Raw genomic sequence first — 18,690 nt, 5'->3', positions numbered from 1 at the left:
CACTGAATTATGATTCACTGGAGGGAAGATGACCGAGGTACTGATCGCGGGAGCCGGGCCGACCGGCCTCACGCTGGCCATCGATCTCGCGCGCCGCGGCGTCGCCGTACGGATCGTGGAGAAGGCCGAGACGTTCTTCGAAGGTTCGCGCGGCGACGGCCTGCAACCGCGCACGCTGGAGGTCTTCGAGGACCTCGGTGTCCTGGACGCGGTGCTGGCCGCCGGCCAGGTACCCGTGCCGATACGGATCCATCTCGGCGGTGAGGTAGTCGGCGAGCGGATGATGGCCGAACTCGCCGAGCCGACTCCGGACGTGCCGTATCCGAACGGGTTCTTCCTCGGCCAGTCCCGGACCGAAGGGATCCTGCGCGACCGGCTCGCCGAATTCGGCGTCCAGGTCGAGCTCGGCACGCCGTTGCTCGGCTTCGAACAGGACGCCGGCGGCGTGACGGCCGAACTCCCGGGTGAGCGGGTGCGGGTCGAGTACCTCGTCGGCGCCGACGGCGGGAAGAGCTTCGTGCGCAAGGCACTCGGGATCGCGTTCGAGGGCACCACCGACGAATCGATCCGCATGCTGCTCGGCGATGTCCAGGCCGAGGGGCTCGATCGCGCGTACGGACATTGGTTCGCGAAGCCCGAAGACCCGATGTCGGGGATCGGGCTCACGCCACTGCCCGGGGTACCGCACTTCCAGTTCGCCGCGCCACTGGGCGAAGAGGAGGTCGAGGCGTCGCTCGGCACGTTGCAGGCCCGGCTCGACGAGCTGTCCGGCGGCGGGGTCCGGCTGCACGATCTCGCCTGGTCGACGGTGTGGCGGCCCAACATCCGGCTCGCCGAGCGATTCCGGCGGGGCCGGGTGTTCCTCGCGGGCGACGCCGCGCACGTCCACCCGCCGACCGGTGGGCAGGGACTCAACACCGGCGTCCAGGACGCGTACAACCTGGGCTGGAAGCTCGCCGACGGTTCACCGGAGCTGCTCGACAGCTACGAGCCCGAACGGCGCGGGGTCGCCGCGCGGGTGTTGAAGATCAGCACCGAAATCCTCGAGAAATACAAGGAAGGCGCGGAAGACGCCCACGAGCGCGGCGAGAACACGCGTCAGCTCGACATCGGGTATCGCGGTGGCCCGCTCGCGCCCGCGGCGACCGGCCGGATCCGGCCCGGCGATCGTGCCCCGGACGCGCCGCTGAAGGACGCGAACGGCAAGTCCGTCCGGCTGTTCGAGGTGCTGCGCGGCCCGCAGGCGACCGTGCTGGTGTTCGGCGACGGTCCGGCACCCGAAGGCGCGCGGCGGATCCTGCCCGCGGGCAGTGCGCTGGCCGGCGCGGATTTCGAGGACGTCGGCGGGCACGCCTTCGCCGCGTATGAAGCCGAGAACGGGCGGCAGGTGCTGATCCGCCCGGACGGCTATATCCGCGGGCTCACCGCCTGAGCGGCTTCGTCGACTTCGGCCCAGACGTCGCGCCATGCGGCACGGACCTCGGCGCGGCGCAGCAGTTCCTTCTCCGCGATCCGGCCGGCGATGAAGGCGACCTCGGAATCGACGGAGGCCACGACGCCCCTCATCCGATCGGCGGCGACGCAGGCGTCCTGGTGGTCCCCGAGGACGGTCTGAAAGTTCTTTGTGGCCTTGATCAGCCGCTGGATCCGCTCCGCCTGCTTCTTCTTCGCGGCGGGCTTGGCCATCTCGGCGGCGTAACGGAGTTTCTTGCCGTAGATGCGAAGCGCGTGAAGGTCGTCATCCGGGGGATCGGCGGGAAGGGTCTTCACGGCCTTCGCGAGTTTTCGATGCGGCTTCGCGAGATCGGCCGAGGTCTGGGGCCTTTCGTCGGCTTCTTCGGTGGCGGGCTGCCGGGCGAGGCGGCCGAGGTCCTGCAGCAGCGAGGCGTACCGGGGGCTGGCGAGCGCGCGGGTGAGCCGCCGTTTCGCGACGCCGCGCTCGGTGACGAACTTCGACACCAGACGTCGCGCGGCCGGCTGGTCGCGCACCTCGAACTCGGCGACGACCTCGCGGAGATGCCCGATCAGGACGTCGTAGTCGCGGACTTCGCCGAGGGACTGGCCGAGCCAGCCGAGCTCGGCGCGCACGGCCTCGGCGTCCGGGCCGACGAGGCGGCCCGAGAGCTTGAGGACGCTCCGCATGCGGCGCAGGGCGACCCGCATCTGGTGCAGGTCTTCGGGGTCGGCACCGGATTTGGTGCCCGGTTCGTGCGCGAGGAGCGCGCGGATCTCGACGTCGAGTTTGACCCGGACGTGGGTGGCCGCCGGATCACCGGGCCCGGCTTTCGCGGGCCGGTCGCCGAGCCCTAGCGCGGCCGGAGTGGTCGAAGGGGCGTTCTTGCGCGGCAGGGTCTCGGCTGTCACGAGATGAATTCTAGGTGAACCGGCAAGGTGGTCCAGGCCGTGAGAGAAGCAAGGGACCTTTGCTACCGCCCTCCGGGGGAAAGTGGTAGCAAAGGTCCCCTGCTCTCTTTCGGCAGGTCAGTTGGCGTGCAGGGCGGCGTTCAGCTCGATACCGACGCCGGTGCGCGCGACGACCTCGACGGCGCCGGTCCCGGAGTTCCGCCGGAACACCGCGCCCGAGATGCCGGACAGCTCCAGCGCCTTCACGACCTTGCCCTCGAAGGTCACCTTCGTGCCGGCCGTCACGTACAGGCCCGCTTCGACGACCGAGTCGTCGCCGAGCGAGATGCCGACGCCGCCGTTCGCGCCGATCAGGCAGCGCTCGCCGATCGAGATGGTCTCCTTGCCACCGCCGGACAGCGTGCCCATGATCGACGCGCCGCCGCCGACGTCGGAGCCGTCACCGACCACGACACCGGCCGAGATCCGGCCTTCGACCATGGAGGCGCCGAGCGTGCCGGCGTTGAAGTTGATGAAGCCCTCGTGCATGACCGTGGTGCCGTTGGCCAGGTGCGCGCCGAGGCGGGCGCGGTCGGCGTCGGCGATGCGGACGCCGGTCGGCACGACGTAGTCCACCATCCGCGGGAACTTGTCCACGCCGTAGACGGTGACGTTGCCGCGCGCCCGCAGCCGCAGCCGGGTCGCCTCGAAGCCCTCGACGGGGCACGGTCCGTGGTTGGTCCACACGACGTTCGCCAGCAGGCCGAAAATGCCGTCGAGGCTCGCGCCGTGCGGCCGGACCAGACGGTGCGACAGCAGGTGAAGACGCAGGTAGACGTCGTGCGTGTCGCCGGGGGCATCGGACAGCCGGGCGATGGTCGTGCGGACCGCGACGACCTCGACACCGCGATCGGTGTCCGGGCCGAGCTGGGCGGCCGCGGCCTCGCCGAGGGCCTCGGCGGCCTCTTCGGCGGTCAGCCGCACCGTGCCGGCCTTGCTGTCGGTGCCGTCGGTCAGCTTGGGCAGCGGGAACCAGGTGTCCAGCACCGTGCCGTCGGTCGTGACAGTGGCCAGTCCGACGCCGGTGGCGCCGGTCGTTTCGGGGTCAGGGGTCTGCTCGCTCACGACCTGAACGGTAACCCAGTGACCCCTCTCAGCCGTCGACGAGGCTCTTCACACTGGTCAGCGCCGTCGCCATGTCGCCGAGCGTCTGGCCGCACGGTCCGCCGGGGGCGGCCTGGTCCTGGCAGTTCGCGGTGCGGAAGGCGGCGATCGGGCGCTCCAGCGCATCGGCGTGCGACGACAGGTCCGGGCGGCGCTTGCGGATGGTGCCCGCAGCGCTGAAGAGTTCGGTCACGTACTTCTGGCAGCCCTTGGGCGACTCGGCCCCCGGCGCCAGATAACACTGGTCGGCGCTCAGCGCCTTGAGCTTGATCGGCAGCACGTCCGGCCCCTCGCCGCGGGTGGGTTTCACCGTGACGGGGACCTCGTTCGATCCACAGCCACTGAGTACCAGGAGAAGGGCGAGCAGGATCGCTTTGGTGCGCACGCCTTCACGGTAGCCCTGGGCCCCCGGCGGTACGGTGCGGGCATGCCTTCGCTCGACTTGCACGCCGATCCCGTCGACCTCACCGCCGCGCTGGTGGACATCTTCAGCGTCTCGGAGGAGGAGAAGGCCATCGCGGACACCGTGGAGGCCGCGCTCCAGACGCAGGCGCCGCATCTCGAGGTGATCCGCAACGGCGACGCGGTCCTCGCGCGCACGAACCTCGGCCGTCCTTCGCGGGTGCTGCTGGCCGGGCATCTCGATACCGTTCCGGTCAACGAGAACCTGCCCGTGCGCCGTGAGGGGACCGGTGACGACGAAATCCTGCACGGTCTCGGCACCGTCGACATGAAGAGCGGCGACGCCGTCTTCCTGCACCTCGCCGCCGCCCTCCCGGAGCCGAGGCACGACATCACCTTCGTGTTCTACGACTGCGAAGAGATCGAAGCGACGAAGAACGGTCTCGGCCGCATCGAGCGTGAGCTGCCCGAGTGGCTGCGCGCCGACCTCGCGATCCTCGGCGAGCCGTCGAACGGCGGGATCGAGGGCGGTTGCCAGGGCACGATGCGGATCGAGCTCCGTGTCGACGGCGTCCGGGCGCACACCGCGCGCGGCTGGATGGGCGTCAACGCGATCCACGGTCTCGCCGAACCGCTGCGCCGGCTGGCCGAGTACACGCCGCGCGTGGTCGACATCGACGGCCTGACCTACCGCGAAGGACTGCAGGCCACGAAGATCGGCGGCGGTGTCGCGGGCAACGTCGTTCCGGACGAGGCCGTGCTCACGATCAACCACCGGTTCGCGCCCGACAGGAACGCCGAGCAAGCCGAGGTGCACCTCCGTGAGGTCTTCGAGGGCTACGACGTCAAGGTCGTCGACTTGTCGCCTGGCGCGTTGCCCGGTTTGAGCGCTCCCGCGGCGGCAGAGCTGGTCGCCGCGGCCGGGGGCAAGGCGGTCGCGAAGCTGGGCTGGACCGACGTCGCGCGCTTCGCGGCTCTCGGGATCCCGGCGGTCAACTTCGGTCCGGGCGACCCGACGCTGGCGCACACCCGCCAGGAGAACGTGCGCGCGGGCGAGATCCGGCACGTCGCCGCGGTGCTGCGCGAATTCCTCAGCTAGCCAGGGCGAGCCATTCTTCGAGGGCCTGCTCCGGGCCGCCATAGGTCAACTGCGAGATGGCGAACATGGGGGCGACCACGCGGCTCCAGGCGAACAACCGGTCCCCGTCGAGCCCGCAGGCGTCCGCCACCGAACGGCAACGGGCCTCGACGCCCTCGTGCCCGGCGCCGCTCACCACGTAATCGACGGCGTCGAAGCACGGATCACCCACGCACGCTTTCGGATCGATCGCGATCAGGCCGCGCGAGCCGCCGTCCAAGGCGTTGCCGAGATGCAGATCGCCGTGGAGCAACACGACGGCGGCCTGGGTGTCCAGCAACCTCTCGCAGCGCTCGATCGCCCGCTGCCAGGTGTCCGGGCCGATCCTGGCGGCGATGGCCGGTTCGGTGATCCGTTTGCCGATCCGGTCGAAGGATTCTTCGAACCGGCCGCGCAGGCTCCACGGCCAGTCCGCGGGCGGGGCGACGGAATGCAGCGCGGTGAGCAGGTCTCCCCAGCGTCCCGGCAGCGTCGGCAGCGGCAGGTCGTCGGCCGGGGTGCCCGGCTGGATCTCTTCGAGGACCATCGCGCCGGCGTCCGCGTCGGCCGCGAGGACGGCGGGCACGCGGCCCGAGGGCGCGAACACCCGCAGCATTTCGAGCTGTCTGGTCAGCAGCGCCCCGTCCGGGCTGAGTTTGAGCACCGCCGGTGTCCCGTCGGACCATCGGCAGCGCAGGACGACGGACGACGCTCCGCTCTCGAACAGTTCGCCGAGTTCGAAGTCCCACCGAGAGGCCAGCCTCTCGGCGAGGGCGGGGACCCCGGCGAGCCATCCATCGGCGTCGGCGCCGAATCGGCTCACCAAACGGGCACTGATGTCTTCCAAGTCCACTTCGGTCATCGGGGAACGTCCTCCTCGGCTCCGAGAAGGAGCAGTCCATGCCGCAGTAGGTCCGCGGCCTCTTCAATGCGCCCCTGCTCGAGAAGGAGCTCTCCCGCTTTGTCGACTGAAGCGGCCAAGACGCCGCGAGTGTCGTGGAGAGTGGCTACGTCGATGGCATGCGCGAAGGCTGCTTCGGCCGCTTCGAGGTCTCCACAGGCCAGGGCCAGCGAGCCCTGCTGGAACGTGAGTGAAGCGGACAGCGGCGAGTCCTCCGGGATGGCTTCGGTTGCTTCGGAGAGTAGCTCGGTGGCGTCGTCGAGACGACCGAGTTCACGGCAGACGTCGGCGAGTTCCAGCGTGACGGTGTGATCGGGTGCGGCCGCGCGTGACGCGCGAAGGTCCGCGAGAGCGCCTTCGGGGTCGTCGGCACGCCGGTGCAGTGCCCGCGCGAACAGGCACCGGGCCAGCACCGGCCGCAGGGCGCGTTCGTGGAGTAGGTCGTGCAGCGCCGACACGGCGGCGACGGCGTCGGCCAGCCGTCCTTCGCCGAGATAGGACTCGGCCAGCCGTCGCTGGTTCTCGGCGAGTTCGGCCAGGACCTCCTCGCCGCCGCGAGCCAGCCGAAGTGCCTCTTTCGCGTGGTGCGCGGCTTGGGCGTTCTCGCCGAGGCGGAGCCGCCCGTCGGCCAGGTACGCGTGCAGGGTCACCAGGAGCACCGGATGCGGATGACGGGCGAGGCTCGCGTCGAGCGCGGTCCGGAGCAGATGCATCGCGTGATGCGGCTCGCCCCGGTCGATCAGGACGTTCGCCCGCAGCGCGGCGGCCAGTTCGCGGTATGGCGGGATTTCGTCGGCGAGCGCGGCTTCGGCGGCTGCCACCGGCCGCGCCCTGGCGTGGCCCTCGGCGAACCGCGCGAGCCAAAGCCAGGCGAGTCCGGCCTGCCGGTCGCGGCCGATCTTCTCGGCCTGTCTGGCCAGCCGCCGCATCTTCGGCGCCGAGCCGGTCCCCGCCAGGAAGTCCGCCGCGGCGGCCGCGATGTCCAGATCGAGCCGGACGTCGTCGCGGGGCGACGTCACGCCGAGCAGTTCGCCGGTGTCCACGCCGAGCCGCGCGGCGAAATGACGCACCGCGTCACCGGAAGGTGTCCGCGCACCCGTCTCGACGGACGAGACGTACGCGGCGGTGTAGTGCGGTTCGGCGAGCTCGCGCTGCGTGAGGCCGCGTTCGGCGCGGAGCCGTCGTAACCGTCCGCCGACCTCCTCGCCCATGTCCGAGAACGATACGGGCGGACGCGCCGAAAGGTTGCGCGCGCGGTCCCACAACCTCTCCAGGCCCCTGCTCGTATTCCTGGGTGTGACCGAAGATCTCCGGGAGGGCCGATGACCGCGCGCCGGGCATTGGCTCTCGTCGTGTGCGCCTTCGTGGTGGCCGGCTGCGAAACCCATTCGGTCGCCCCTCCCGCCGTGACACCGGTCATCGTTCCCTCGACGACGTCGTCCTCCGCGCCGAAGCCCGTGCTGGCGCCGCCGTCCGCCGAAATCACCTTCCCGCGGGCGGGATCCGGCCGATGGCTGTTTTCGCTCGGCGAAGGCGCGGTCGCCGGGCAGACCGGGAGGCTGCTGCGGTACCGCCTCGCCGTCGAAGCCGACATCGCGGGCGTGAGCGTCGACGGCTTCACCAAGGCGGTCGAGCTCACTTTGGCGGATCCGCGCGGCTGGACCTCCGGCGGGCGATGGCGGTTGCAGCGGGTCGGTCCGGACGGTCCGGCCGATTTCACGATCCGCCTCGCCACGCCGGGCACACGGGACGTGTTGTGCGGCAGGTCCGACGGCTACACGTCGTGCCGCAACGGGAACAGCGTCGTGCTCAACGTCGCGCGCTGGGCGAACGGCGTGCCCGGTTACGGCGCGCCGCTGACGGTCTATCGGCAGTACATGGTCACGCACGAGGTCGGGCACCGGCTCGGGCGCGGCCACGAGAAATGTCCCGTGCCGGGCGGGCTCGCGCCGGTGATGCAGCAGCAGACGCTCGGCCTGCACGGCTGCACCGCGAATCCGTGGCCCTACCCCGACGGGAAGCAGCACTCGGGTCCTTCAGGGGAGTACGACGACCCGATCCCGACCGGCGAATCGTGAGTTACGCCTTCAATCACGCGAGTTACGCCTCTGATCACGCGAGTTCGCCGGTTCCGCACGGCGAGCCCGCGTGACCGAACTCGTGACTCGCGTGATCAGAAGGCGAACTCGCGTGATTGAAGGCGTAACTCGCGTGATCAGAAGGCGAACTCGCGTGATCAGACGGACGACACGAGGATCAGCGGCCCTGTAGAGATTTCACGTTCTGGCCGAAGGTCCAGTTCCGCGAGCCGTCCCAGTTGATCGACCAGGTCATCAGGCCCTTCAGTGCCGGAATGCTGCGGTACGCCTGGGAAACCAGGCTCGGCGACATGTAGCCGCCGCCGGCGCCCGCCTGCGCGGGCAGGCCAGGGGCCTGCTTGTCGTAAGGAACGCGGATCGTCTGGCCCTGGATCACCAGGCCCTTGTCGAGGCAGTTGGTCTGCGCGACGAAGCCCTGGACCGTCCCGGCCTGGTACGAATCGCCGGAGCAGCCGTACATGCTTCCGTTGTAGTACTGCATGTTCAGCCACCACAGCCTGCCGTTGTCCGCGTACTTCTTGATGATCGGCAGGTACGCGCCCCAGATCGAGCCGTAGACGACGCTGCCGCCGGTGACGTACGCGGTCTCCGGTGCCATGGTGAGCCCGAAGTTCGGCGGCATCGCGGCGAGGACGCCGTCGATGATGCGGATGAGGTTCTTCTGCGACGCCGAAAGCGTGCTGATGTTCCCGCTGCCGGTGAGGCCGGTTTCGATGTCGATGTCGATCCCGTCGAAGTTGTACTTCTTCAGGATCGGCACGATGGTCGCGACGAATTTGTCCGCCACGGTGGCCGAATTCAGGTCGATCCCCGCGGTGGCGCCGCCGATGGACATCAGGATGGTCGCACCGGCGTCCTTCGCGGCGCACATTTCGGATGGGGTCGCGACCTTCACAGTCGCGTCCATCCCGTCCTCCCATTTGGCCGTTCCGTCGGACAGGATGACCGGAAAGGCCGCGTTGATCACGTTGTACCCGTTGGCCTTGATCCGGGCGTCGGTGATCGGGATCCAGCCCATGGGCGGATGGACGCCGTTCGACGCGCCGTCCCAGTTCTCCCAATAGCCCTGCAGGACCTTGCCCGCGGGCTTCGATTTGACCGCGCAGACCTCGGCGTCGGGTGACGCCTGCGCCGAGCCCAAGGCGACGAGTGTGGTGACGGCGAGTACCGCCGCGCCGGTGATTGCGAGCAGCCGTGAGACGCGACCGAACATACCCAGCTCCCATCTCGAAAGCGGTTTGAATGAACAGGAAGCGGCCGTTCGGCTCAACATAGGTCGCCGCGCATGAGTGGCGCTACCGACGATCGGGTGGTCTAGACCAGATATCGAAGAGTTGCCCGAAAATCCCTCTCACGCACGAAGGCCATCCCACGAGGCCGGGTGTCCTCGTGAGATGGCCTTCGCCATTCGGATGGTCAGACGGTGATGGTCCAGCTATCGAGCGTGCCGGTGTCCTGCGCGTAGGCGTCGTAGAGCACGAGCGTCCAAGTGCCGGAAGCGGCTTCGTTGGTCACCGGCACCGAGTACGTCTTGGTGCCGAGATCCGTACAGGGCAGGGAACCGGTCGGCTTGACCGAGTACGTGCTGCCGTCAGGCGCCTTGAGGCTGATGCGGAGGTCCTCGGAGCAGGTGTGCGTCCCGGTGATCGACACCTTCACCGGCGAGGTCGCCGCACCCGTCGCGCTGGACGTGATCGGGCTGTTGACCGTCGCGTAGTCGTTGAGCGCGAAGTCGGTGCCGTTGGTGAAGGTGCGCACGCTGACGTCGCCGACGGTGAGCGTGTACTGCGCCGTGCGGTCCACCGAGGTCCCGTCGCCGGTCACGGTGATCGTGCTGGTGCCGTTGGGGGTGCTCGCCGACGTCGCGATGGTGAGCGTCGAGGACCCGCCGGACTGCACCGAAGCGGGGTTGAACGTGGCGGTCGCCCCGGCGGGAAGACCACTGGCGCTCAGCGAAACCGCTTGCGCCGCACCGGAAGTCGTCGTCGTGTTGACCGTGACGGTGGTCGATTGTCCCGCTTGGACGGTGCCGGAGGACGGCGAGAGACCGAGTGAGAAGTCCGGCCCCGTCGACGTGCCGACGGCGAGCTTCCAGAGCGCGTACGCGATCGCGTCGCTGTTCTTCTCCAGCGGGGTGTCCGGGATGTTCGACAGCGTGTCGCACGCGCGGTGGTAGCAGCTGTCGAACGCCCTACCGGCGGTGCCGCCCCATTTCTGTTGCTGTGCCGCGCTCTTCGTGTATCCGGCGCCGGTCGCGAGGCCGCCGACCGGGATGCCCGCGCTCTTGAACGACGCGTGGTCCGAACGGCCGTCGCCCTCGGTGTCGCCTTCGGTCTGGATGCCGATCGTCCGGAAGTACTCGTCGAACACGGCCTTGACCGAAGCGACGTCGTCATAGACGAAGTAGCCCCAGTTGTCCGAGCCGATCATGTCGAAGTTCAGGTAGGTCTTGATCTTCGTGCGCTCGGTCTGCGGCAGGCTGTTCACGTAGAACTTGGACCCGCGCAGGCCGGACTCCTCGTCGGCCCACCAGCCGAAGCGGACGCGCTTGGCCATCGTGGGATTCTCGCGGGCCAGGGTCAGCGCGACTTCGAGGATCGAGGCCGAACCCGAGCCGTTGTCGTTGATGCCGGGGCCGGCGCTGACGCTGTCGAGGTGCGCGCCGAGCATGATGACCTGGCCGGCGTCACCCTGCGGCCATTCCGCGATGATGTTCTGGTTCGAACCCGCGCAGCTCGTGCAGGACTGCAGCGTGACGTTGTAGCCCGCGTCGCGCAGCTTCTGCGCCACATAGGAAACCGACGCCGGGTAGCCCGGCCGTCCGGCCGCGCGGTTGCCGCCGTTCTGGTTGGCGATCGTCTGCAGGGCGCTCAAATGCGCCTTGACGTTGGCGAGCGAGATGTCGGGCGCGGCGGCGGCCGTGACCGCCTGCGCGGGCGCCGTGACGACACCCAGTACGGCGGCCATGCCGACGACGGCCGCTCCTATTCGCTTTCCCCACTTCATGCCGGGGTCTTCCTTTCTGAGGTGATGGTCCGTGAAGGCCTCCTTCCCTACGCTGAAAGTAGGGAAGGAGGCCTTCACGGAACGGGAATCAGACGGTGATGGACCAGCTGGAGAGCGTGCCGGTGTCCTGCGCGTAGGCGTCGTAGACCACGAGGGTCCAGGTGCCCGCCGCGACTTCATTGGTCACGTTCACCGAGTAGTTCCGGGTGCCCAGATCGGTGCAGGGCAGGGAACCGGTGGCCTTGACCGAGTACGTGCTGCCGTCGGGGGCCTTGAGGCTGATGCGGAGGTCCTCGGAGCAGGTGTGCGTCCCGGTGACCGTCACCTTCACCGGCGAAACCGCGTTGCCGGTGGCGGTGGAGGTGATCGGGCTGTTCACCGTGCCGTAGTCGTTCAGCGCGTAGTCGGTGTCGTTGGTGTAGGTGCGCACGTCACCGCCGGTGCCGACGGTCAGCTTGTACTGCGCGGTGCGCGCGCCGCTGGCCCCGGTGCCGGTCACCGTGATGGTGCTGGTGCCGTCAGGAGTGCTCGCCGACGTCGCGATGGTGAGCGTCGAGGAGGCACCGGACTGCACCGAAGCCGGGTTGAACGTCGCGGTCGCCCCGGCGGGGAGGCCGGTCGCACTCAGCGCGACCGACTGTGCCGTGCCGTTGGTGGTCGCGGTGTTCACCGTGACCGTGGCCGACTCGCCCGGCTTGACCGAACCCGACGACGGGGTGACGCCGACCGAGAAGTCGTTGCCCTGCGGGGTGCACGACGTCGGCTCGCCGGTCGCCGCGGTGACGCTGATCGCGTCCCATGCCGCCTTGGTGGTGTTGAACTCGGTGCAGGAACCCGGGTACAGCGCGAGCGCCGCTTCCAGGGTGGCCTTGCGGGCCGCCTTGTGGTTCCAGCTGGAGGTCTTCTTCAGCAGGCCGTTGTAGAAGATCTTGCCGGCCTTCTGGATGCCGATCCCGGTGATCGAGGTGTTGTTGCAGGTCGGGCTGGCCGGCTTGCCGACCGGCGCGGTGCCCTCGGCCAGCAGGTAGAACCAGTGGTTCTGCGGGCCGGCGGCGGCGTGCACCTCGGTGTTCGGGATGGACGACGAGTAGCAGTCGGGGTTGCCGGAGATCCGGCTCGGCTGGTTCATGTAACGGATCGGCCCGCGGCCGACCAGGTTCACGCCCTCGCCGACGTCGTAGTCGGGGGTGTCCTTGGCGTTGTTGGCGTAATGCTCGGTGATGGCACCGAAGATGTCACCGGTGGACTCGTTGAGGCCGCCGTTCTCGTTGCCGCTGCCCGCGCCGCCCGGTGTGGTCTGGAAGATGGCGTGGCCGTACTCGTGCGCGACGACGTCCATCGGGGTGGCCTGGCGCTGGCTGTCCGACGAGCGGCCGTAGGTGGTCGAGGAACCGTTCCAGTAGGCGTTGGCCTGGTTGAGGCCGACGTAGGCGGGGAAACCGCCGCCGTTGCCGTTGATGCCGTTGCGGCCGAGCCATTCGCCCAGCATCTTCCACTCGGTCTGCACGCCGAAGAGCGCGTCGACGCAGGCGGTTTCCAGGTCGGTGCCGGAACCGTTGCCCCAGTTGTCGTCCGGGCCGCTGAAGGGCGAGCCGTTCTGACGGGCGCAGCTGATGTTGGTGCGCTGCGGGTCGCGCATCGTGTACGTGCCGCCGGAGTTCGTCGTGTCGATGGTGACATTGCCGACGTAGTAGCTGTTCCCGGCCCCCAGCGTGCTGACGTCGTTCGCCGCCGCCTTCGGTGCGGCGGTGGGGAAGTTGGACATCTTGACGTCGTCACGGGTTTCGAGGACCGCGCCGGTGACGCCGTCCACGAACACGTGCAGGTTGCTCGGGTTCGCCGCCTTGGTACCGGCGACGACGACCTCGTAGGCGAGTTTGGGGGAGTTCCCCGCCAGCACGACGAGCTTCGGCGCGACGACACTGTCTACTTTGGACAGCTGGCCGCGGGCGACCTCGGTCGCCTTCGCGGCGGAGATCTTGGCCTTGGTGTCGACCGAGATCGCCGCGGTCTCCGCGGCGCTGGTGCCGCGGACGCGCCCGGCGCCGTCGGCCACCACCACCGCGTCCCCGCCGACGACCGGCAGGCCACGGTAGGTTCGTTCGTATGCGGCGTAGAAGAGTCCTCCGCCACCGGGGGTCAGCCCGACGCGGCGGAAGTCCTCCTGCGCCCCCTTTCGCAACTGGTCCACGCCGGTCGCGGCGGCCCGGTCGGCCGCGCTCGCGGCCACGGCGTCGGGGCTCGCGGGCTGGATGGTGGCGGTGGTCGCGTTCGCCGGGGTCACCGGGAACGTCATGCTCAGGGCAAGGCCGGCGACGGCCGCCAACCCTGTTCTGAGCCCTCGCTGAACGGTCATGTGAACCTTCCATGGGCAGGACCGTGTACCCGTCCGGCTTTTAGGCGCGGCGGGGAATTCGACCTGGCGGGCGCACGGCGGGGGACGGGGAGCGTGCCCATTCGGATAACTGGAGTTATCCCGATGGACACGTCCGAGTAAAGGAGCCGGTCACAAGCCGCGTCAATGGGCCGGATGGCCTAGCGGAGCGGGTGAAGATCGACATGCAGGGAATGAAATGCCTGTGTAGTAAGAGTTTTTCCCGCCATGTGCGATATATGGCGACTTTCGTATGGTCTTCAGCCGGTCGGCCCGAAATCGGACATAGCGGCCGCGCGTACACCGCGCCGATAGGCCTCCGCCGCCTTTTCGATTAATCCGCGGGCGCGCAACGTGTCGCCCAAATGCAGTGAGGTGGCGACGAGCGCGCCGCGCAGTTCGGACTTTTCCTGTGCGGTGGCGGCTTCTTCGAGCAGTGCGGTCGCCTCGGGAAGGTCGCCGCGCGCGCGGGCGATGAGTCCCAGTAACCGGAGAACCTCGGTCCTGGCCTCGATATCGGGGGATCGATCCAGAAGCGGGCGGATCCCTTCGGCGAGTTCGGCGGCCTCGTCGAGCTTCCCTTGGCGGCGGCGGACGTCGGCGAGTTCGATGGTCGCCCCGAGCACGCCCTCCCGTGACCCGGCCTTGGCAAGGAGATCGCGCGCGAGGCGCAGTTCGGCGTGTGCCTCGTCGAGTTCGCCCAGCCGTCGCCACAGGAAGCCGCGCGCCCAGCGGCACCGGGCGGCGTCGCGGTCGTAGCCGAGGGAAGTGAACAGGCGCAGTGCCCGCGACAGGTCCTTCTCCGCGCGGTCGACCAGGCCGATCTCCTGCCACAGTTGCGCCGCCTGCCGGTGGTAGCGCGCGGCGATGTCGGCACGGTGGACGGAAGGGAGGACGCGACGGCCTTCTTCGGCGGCCCGGCGAGCACGGCCGAGCGCGCCCATTTCGATCAACGGGTGGAGCGACGCGGTCACCAGCGCCAGTTCGGCGTCGGGATCACTCGCGCCGGTGGCCCGCAGGTCGGCGAGCGCGTTGTCCACGAGCGCGACCGAAGCGCCCAAGTCGCCCGAAAGCGCGCGGCAGGCGGCGACGCGGTTGACGATCATCGCGCGCAGCCGGGGAGACGCGGCGTTGGCGAGTTCCATGGCGTGCGCGAATCCCTTGTCCGCCAACGGGATGTCGTAGCGTTGCCACTGGACTTCACCGAGGTAGAAGCGCGCGTGGCATTGGACGTCCGGCAGCCGGTATTCCGCCGCCCGGCGTTCCACTCGGGTGAACTCGCGCTCGGCGGCTTCGAGTCCGCCTTGCTGGAGCTCGCGGTACGCGGTCTCCAGCGCGCCGGTGAGTTCTTCGGCGGCGCCCGGTGGCCGGTCGAAGCGGAGTTCGTCCGCGGTGAGGCCGAGCCGTCGCGCGAGATGGGAGAGCACGTCGTCCGAGGGCGCGCGGCGGCCCGACTCGACCTTGGCGAGGAAACCGCGGTCGTAGCGCGGCTCGGCGAGCTCACGCTGAGTCAGCCCGCGTGCCCGGCGCAACCGCCGGATCCGCGCGCCGAGCGGTTCTGTCCTGGACGGCACTGATCCACGGTAGACGATTTCCCGGCGGCTATCCGGCTGAGCTGGGCGGATACCCGCCAACAACGGACGGATCCGGTGACTTCCGACCGGCGAAACGGACATATTGACTGGTGGCGTCCCGGACGCTAGCGTCTTGCGCCATAAAAAGGAAACTTTCTTAACTAATTCATGAGCGGGGCGCCGATGATGGTGAGTTCCTGGTCCCGGACGGTGGCCGCGGTTTCGGCACTGGTCCTCGGGGGTTTGACGGTTCCGGCGGTTTCGGCCGCGGCGGCGGTGCAAGGTGAGGTGCGGGTCGATCAGGTCGGCTACGGCATCACCGAGACCAAGCACGCCTATCTCCTGTCCAGCGCGCCGGGCGCGTTCTCGGTGATCGACGAACGCGGCCGGACCGTCCATCGTGGACGGACCGGGCAGTCGCTCGGCGCGTGGAACGCGAAGTATCCGGCGGTGTACCAGCTCGACCTGTCGAAGGTCTGGCTGCCGGGCAAGTACCGGATCGAGGTCACCGGCGAGACCAAGGCGACGTCGCCGACGTTCCGGGTGGACACCAAGGACCGGCTCTTCACGCCGCTCGTCCGTGCCACCAACGAGTTCTTCCAGGCGCAGCGCGACGGCGACGACATCATCCCCGGCCGGCTCGACCGCAAACCCTCGCATCTGGCCGACAAACAGGCCACGGTCTACGAATGGCCCGCGTTCGGCGGCGAATTCGGCGACGAGATCACCGAACCGCTGAAGCCGGCGGGCGGGCCGATCGACGTCGAGGGCGGCTGGGTCGACGCGGGCGACTTCGTCAAGTTCACGTCGAACACGGCGTACTCGCTGGCGGAGCTGGGTTACGTGCTCCGCGAGGGCTACGACCGGGAGCTGGCCAAGGAGGTCAAGCTCGGCCTCGACTGGCTCGACAAGATGTGGGACGAGAAGAGCAAGACGCTCTACGCCCAGGTCGGGATCGGCACGGGCAGCGACAAGTTCGGGTTCCTCGGCGACCACGACGTCTGGCGGAACCCGCACGACGACGATCCGCTCGACGTGAAACCCGGTGACCCCAAGTACTTCGTGAAGCACCGGCCGGTCTTCCCCGCGAACCCTGGCGGGTCCGGACTCAGCCCGAACCTCGCCGGCCGGGTCGCCGCCGCGTTCGCGCTCGGCGCTCAGGTCGAGGCGAAGCGGAACCCCACGCTGGCAAGGGAATACCTCGCCGAGGCCGCGTCGGTCTTCGCGCAGGCCAAGACCGAGAACGTCGGCGAACTGGTCACCGCGTTCCCGCACGCGTACTACCCGGAGTCGTCCTGGCGGGACGACATGGAACTCGGCGCGACGCAGCTGGCCCTGGCGGCCAAGGCCCTGCGGGACCCGCGGTCCGCCGACTGGACGCGGCAGGCGGCGCACTGGGCGAAGGCCTACATCGACGTCGAAGAGAAGAGCACGCTCAACCTGTACGACACCAGCGCGCTGGCGCACGCCGAACTGGCGAAGCTCCTGCGGCACGGCGTCCCGGGTGCCGCGCTCGGTCCGAAGGAACTGATCGGCGACCTCCGCCGTCAGCTCGACGAAGGTGTCGCGAGCGCGGCTCAGAGTCCTTTCCGGACCGCCGTCTCGGTGAAGGAATTCGACGCGGCCAGCAAGAGCTTCGGATTCGCCGCGACCGAGCGGCTGTACGCGGACCTGACCGGTGACCGGCGGTACGCGGCGTTCGGCTCGCAGCAGCGGAACTTCACCCTCGGCGCGAACGCCTGGGGCATCTCGCTGGTCGTCGGCGTCGGCACCACGTACCCGCGGTGCCCGCACCACCAGGCGGCGAACCTCGCCGGCGAGGAGAAACTGCTCTACGGTGCCGTCGTGAACGGCCCCAACGGGGCGGAGAACTTCGAGCACATGGAGCTCCCGCCCGGATCGAAGGACTGCAGGAAGCCCTTCGAAGCCTTCGACACCCCCGAGTCCCGTTACGCCGACGACCTGGCCTCGTGGCCGAGCAACGAGCCCGCCATCGACTTCACCTCGACGGCCATGCTCGCGTTCGCGCTGACCGGACGTTCCTGAGGCGTGATCGCGGGGCCCGCTCACCGGCGGGCCCCGCGTTCGCGTTTCCGACAACTCCTGTTCGCGGCGATGCAGCCGCTCCGGACGGTGACGACGTCGTAGGCTTGGCGGGGTGAGTGAGACAAGCGAGTTCCCCGACGGCCAGTACCCGGAACGTCCGATCGAGCGCCACAAGGGCCCGGTCGTGCTGCGGCGGGATCGCCGTGACCAGGGCAGCACCACCGACCAGCGCCTGCTGGACTCGCGGGGGCCGAGCGACTGGGTGCACACCGACCCGTGGCGCGTGCTGCGGATCCAGGCGGAGTTCGTCGAGGGCTTCGGCGCGCTCGCCGAGGTACCGCGCGCGGTGACGGTGTTCGGTTCGGCGCGGACCAAGCGGGACCACCCGGAGTACGAACTCGGCCGCAAGATCGGCGGCGCGCTCGCGAACGCGGGCTTCGCGGTGATGACCGGCGGTGGCCCCGGCGCGATGGAAGCGGTGAACCGCGGCGCCAACGAGGCGGGTGGGTTCTCGGTCGGCCTCGGCATCGAGCTGCCGTTCGAGCAGGGCCTGAACCCGTGGGTCGACCTGGGCGTCAACTTCCGGTACTTCTTCGCGCGCAAGACCATGTTCATCAAGTACTCGCAGGCGTTCATCTGCCTGCCCGGCGGCTTCGGCACGCTCGACGAGCTGTTCGAGGCGCTCACCCTGGTGCAGACGAAGAAGGTCACGAAGTTCCCGGTCGTGCTGTTCGGCAGCAAGTACTGGGGCGGCCTGTACGACTGGATCGCCAGTTCGCTGCTCGCCGAGGGCAAGATCGGTCAGAAGGATCTCGAACTGCTGCACGTCACCGATGACATCGAGGACGCCGTCCGTGTCGTGCAGGACTCGTACAAGGCATGGGAGGACACCCACTGATGGCGGCGCCGCGCCGGATCTGCGTCTTTTGCGGCTCTTCGATGGGCTTCGACCCGAGGTATGCGGACGAAGCTCGCGCCCTGGGCACGTTGCTGGCCTCGCGGGGCATCGGGCTGGTCTACGGCGGGGCCTCGGTCGGGACCATGGGCGTCGTCGCGGACGCGGCACTGGCCGCGGGCGGCGAGGTGATCGGCGTGATCCCCGAGGCACTGGGCAGTGTCGAGATCGCACACGCCGGACTGACGGAACTGCACGTCGTCGCCGACATGCACCAGCGTAAGGCGAAAATGGCCGCGCTGTCCGACGGCTTCCTCGCGCTGCCCGGCGGCGCGGGGACGCTGGAGGAGCTGTTCGAGGTGTGGACGTGGGCGCAGCTCGGGCTGCACGAGAAGCCGATCGGGCTCGTCGACGTCGGCGGGTACTACGCGCCGCTGCTGAAGTTCGCCGACCACATGGTTTCCGAGGGCTTCCTGTCGGCTGGGTACCGGGACATGCTCTCGATCGACTCGGACGCTTCGGTGCTCCTGGACGCCTTCGCGGACTACGTGCCTCCGCCTCGGCCTAAGTGGGCTAAGTAGGTTTTCCGGTAGCGCGTGAAGGCCCCCTTTCCTCGGCTCAGCCGAGAAAAAGGGGCCTTCACGCGCTACCGCTGTGACATGTGGGTCACTGGTGCACCTGGGGTTGGTGGCCAGTCATGAAGGGCCCCTCGAGGGACCCAGAGTCCTTCACAGCACGTCACCCAGCCAGCCGCGCCCGATGCGCCAGA

At 69.0% G+C, this 18,690-nt stretch carries 15 protein-coding genes; 6 read left to right on the top strand and 9 right to left on the bottom strand.

Annotated features, from left to right (window positions below; all coding sequences use genetic code 11):
* The first annotated feature begins 28 nt into the window (after positions 1 to 28).
* Complete coding sequence (locus BLW75_RS18790; protein WP_034304928.1) at positions 29 to 1,432, top strand: FAD-dependent monooxygenase; 1,404 nt, start codon at positions 29 to 31, stop codon at positions 1,430 to 1,432.
* Here the strand turns inward: BLW75_RS18790 and BLW75_RS18785 are convergent.
* The 3 genes from BLW75_RS18785 to BLW75_RS18775 all read right to left on the bottom strand — a co-directional run bounded on the left by BLW75_RS18785 (position 1,408) and on the right by BLW75_RS18775 (position 3,892).
* On the bottom strand, positions 1,408 to 2,364 hold the full coding sequence (locus BLW75_RS18785; protein ID WP_034304931.1) for a CHAD domain-containing protein: 957 nt from the start codon (positions 2,362 to 2,364) through the stop codon (positions 1,408 to 1,410). The genes BLW75_RS18790 and BLW75_RS18785 overlap by 25 nt on opposite strands.
* Before the next feature lie 117 nt (positions 2,365 to 2,481).
* Entirely contained in the window at positions 2,482 to 3,468 is a 987-nt protein-coding gene (gene dapD / locus BLW75_RS18780) for a 2,3,4,5-tetrahydropyridine-2,6-dicarboxylate N-succinyltransferase (protein ID WP_034304934.1), read from the bottom strand.
* Positions 3,469 to 3,496: 28 nt separating this feature from the next.
* On the bottom strand, positions 3,497 to 3,892 hold the full coding sequence (locus tag BLW75_RS18775) for a hypothetical protein (RefSeq protein ID WP_034304936.1): 396 nt from the start codon (positions 3,890 to 3,892) through the stop codon (positions 3,497 to 3,499).
* A 42-nt stretch (positions 3,893 to 3,934) separates the two neighbouring features.
* On the opposite strand from BLW75_RS18775, the gene dapE reads away from it, so the two are divergent.
* A complete protein-coding gene (dapE, locus tag BLW75_RS18770) occupies positions 3,935 to 5,008 on the top strand; it encodes a succinyl-diaminopimelate desuccinylase (RefSeq protein ID WP_034304937.1) in 1,074 nt (357 codons plus the stop codon).
* Here the strand turns inward: dapE and BLW75_RS18765 are convergent.
* Entirely contained in the window at positions 5,001 to 5,888 is an 888-nt protein-coding gene (locus BLW75_RS18765; RefSeq protein WP_091597837.1) for an aminoglycoside phosphotransferase family protein, read from the bottom strand. The genes dapE and BLW75_RS18765 overlap by 8 nt on opposite strands.
* The gene (locus tag BLW75_RS18760) at positions 5,885 to 7,138 is read right to left on the bottom strand and encodes a helix-turn-helix domain-containing protein (RefSeq protein WP_091599824.1); all 1,254 of its coding nucleotides are present in this window, start codon (positions 7,136 to 7,138) and stop codon (positions 5,885 to 5,887) included. The genes BLW75_RS18765 and BLW75_RS18760 overlap by 4 nt, the downstream gene beginning before the upstream one ends.
* Before the next feature lie 111 nt (positions 7,139 to 7,249).
* On the opposite strand from BLW75_RS18760, the gene BLW75_RS18755 reads away from it, so the two are divergent.
* A complete protein-coding gene (locus BLW75_RS18755) occupies positions 7,250 to 8,005 on the top strand; it encodes a DUF3152 domain-containing protein (RefSeq protein ID WP_034324018.1) in 756 nt (251 codons plus the stop codon).
* A 178-nt stretch (positions 8,006 to 8,183) separates the two neighbouring features.
* On the opposite strand, the gene BLW75_RS18750 is transcribed toward BLW75_RS18755, so the two are convergent.
* From BLW75_RS18750 to BLW75_RS18735, 4 genes are all read right to left on the bottom strand, one after another.
* Complete coding sequence (locus BLW75_RS18750) at positions 8,184 to 9,239, bottom strand: chitinase (protein WP_034324021.1); 1,056 nt, start codon at positions 9,237 to 9,239, stop codon at positions 8,184 to 8,186.
* A gap of 203 nt (positions 9,240 to 9,442) precedes the next feature.
* A complete protein-coding gene (locus BLW75_RS18745) occupies positions 9,443 to 11,032 on the bottom strand; it encodes a M28 family peptidase (RefSeq protein ID WP_034324023.1) in 1,590 nt (529 codons plus the stop codon).
* An 88-nt stretch (positions 11,033 to 11,120) separates the two neighbouring features.
* Complete coding sequence (locus BLW75_RS18740) at positions 11,121 to 13,388, bottom strand: M4 family metallopeptidase (RefSeq protein WP_091597832.1); 2,268 nt, start codon at positions 13,386 to 13,388, stop codon at positions 11,121 to 11,123.
* A 278-nt stretch (positions 13,389 to 13,666) separates the two neighbouring features.
* Positions 13,667 to 14,980 carry a helix-turn-helix domain-containing protein gene (locus BLW75_RS18735; protein WP_241784162.1) on the bottom strand — a complete coding sequence of 438 codons (1,314 nt, stop codon included), beginning with the start codon at positions 14,978 to 14,980 and terminating at the stop codon, positions 13,667 to 13,669.
* Between the two features lie 183 nt (positions 14,981 to 15,163).
* Between BLW75_RS18735 and BLW75_RS18730 the strand changes: the two genes are divergently transcribed.
* The 3 genes from BLW75_RS18730 (at position 15,164) to BLW75_RS18720 (ending at position 18,502) form a co-directional block, all read left to right on the top strand.
* Complete coding sequence (locus BLW75_RS18730; RefSeq protein ID WP_034324026.1) at positions 15,164 to 17,026, top strand: glycoside hydrolase family 9 protein; 1,863 nt, start codon at positions 15,164 to 15,166, stop codon at positions 17,024 to 17,026.
* 112 nt (positions 17,027 to 17,138) lie between these two features.
* Entirely contained in the window at positions 17,139 to 17,924 is a 786-nt protein-coding gene (locus BLW75_RS18725) for an LOG family protein (protein WP_034324028.1), read from the top strand.
* Positions 17,924 to 18,502 carry an LOG family protein gene (locus BLW75_RS18720; RefSeq protein ID WP_034324031.1) on the top strand — a complete coding sequence of 193 codons (579 nt, stop codon included), beginning with the start codon at positions 17,924 to 17,926 and terminating at the stop codon, positions 18,500 to 18,502. The genes BLW75_RS18725 and BLW75_RS18720 overlap by 1 nt, the downstream gene beginning before the upstream one ends.
* Positions 18,503 to 18,690: the final 188 nt, after the last annotated feature.

The organism is Amycolatopsis lurida, assembly GCF_900105055.1.
Taxonomy (GTDB): domain Bacteria; phylum Actinomycetota; class Actinomycetes; order Mycobacteriales; family Pseudonocardiaceae; genus Amycolatopsis; species Amycolatopsis lurida.
The sequence above is the reverse complement of the archived record's forward strand: the minus strand, read 5'-3'. Positions and strand labels throughout refer to the sequence as shown.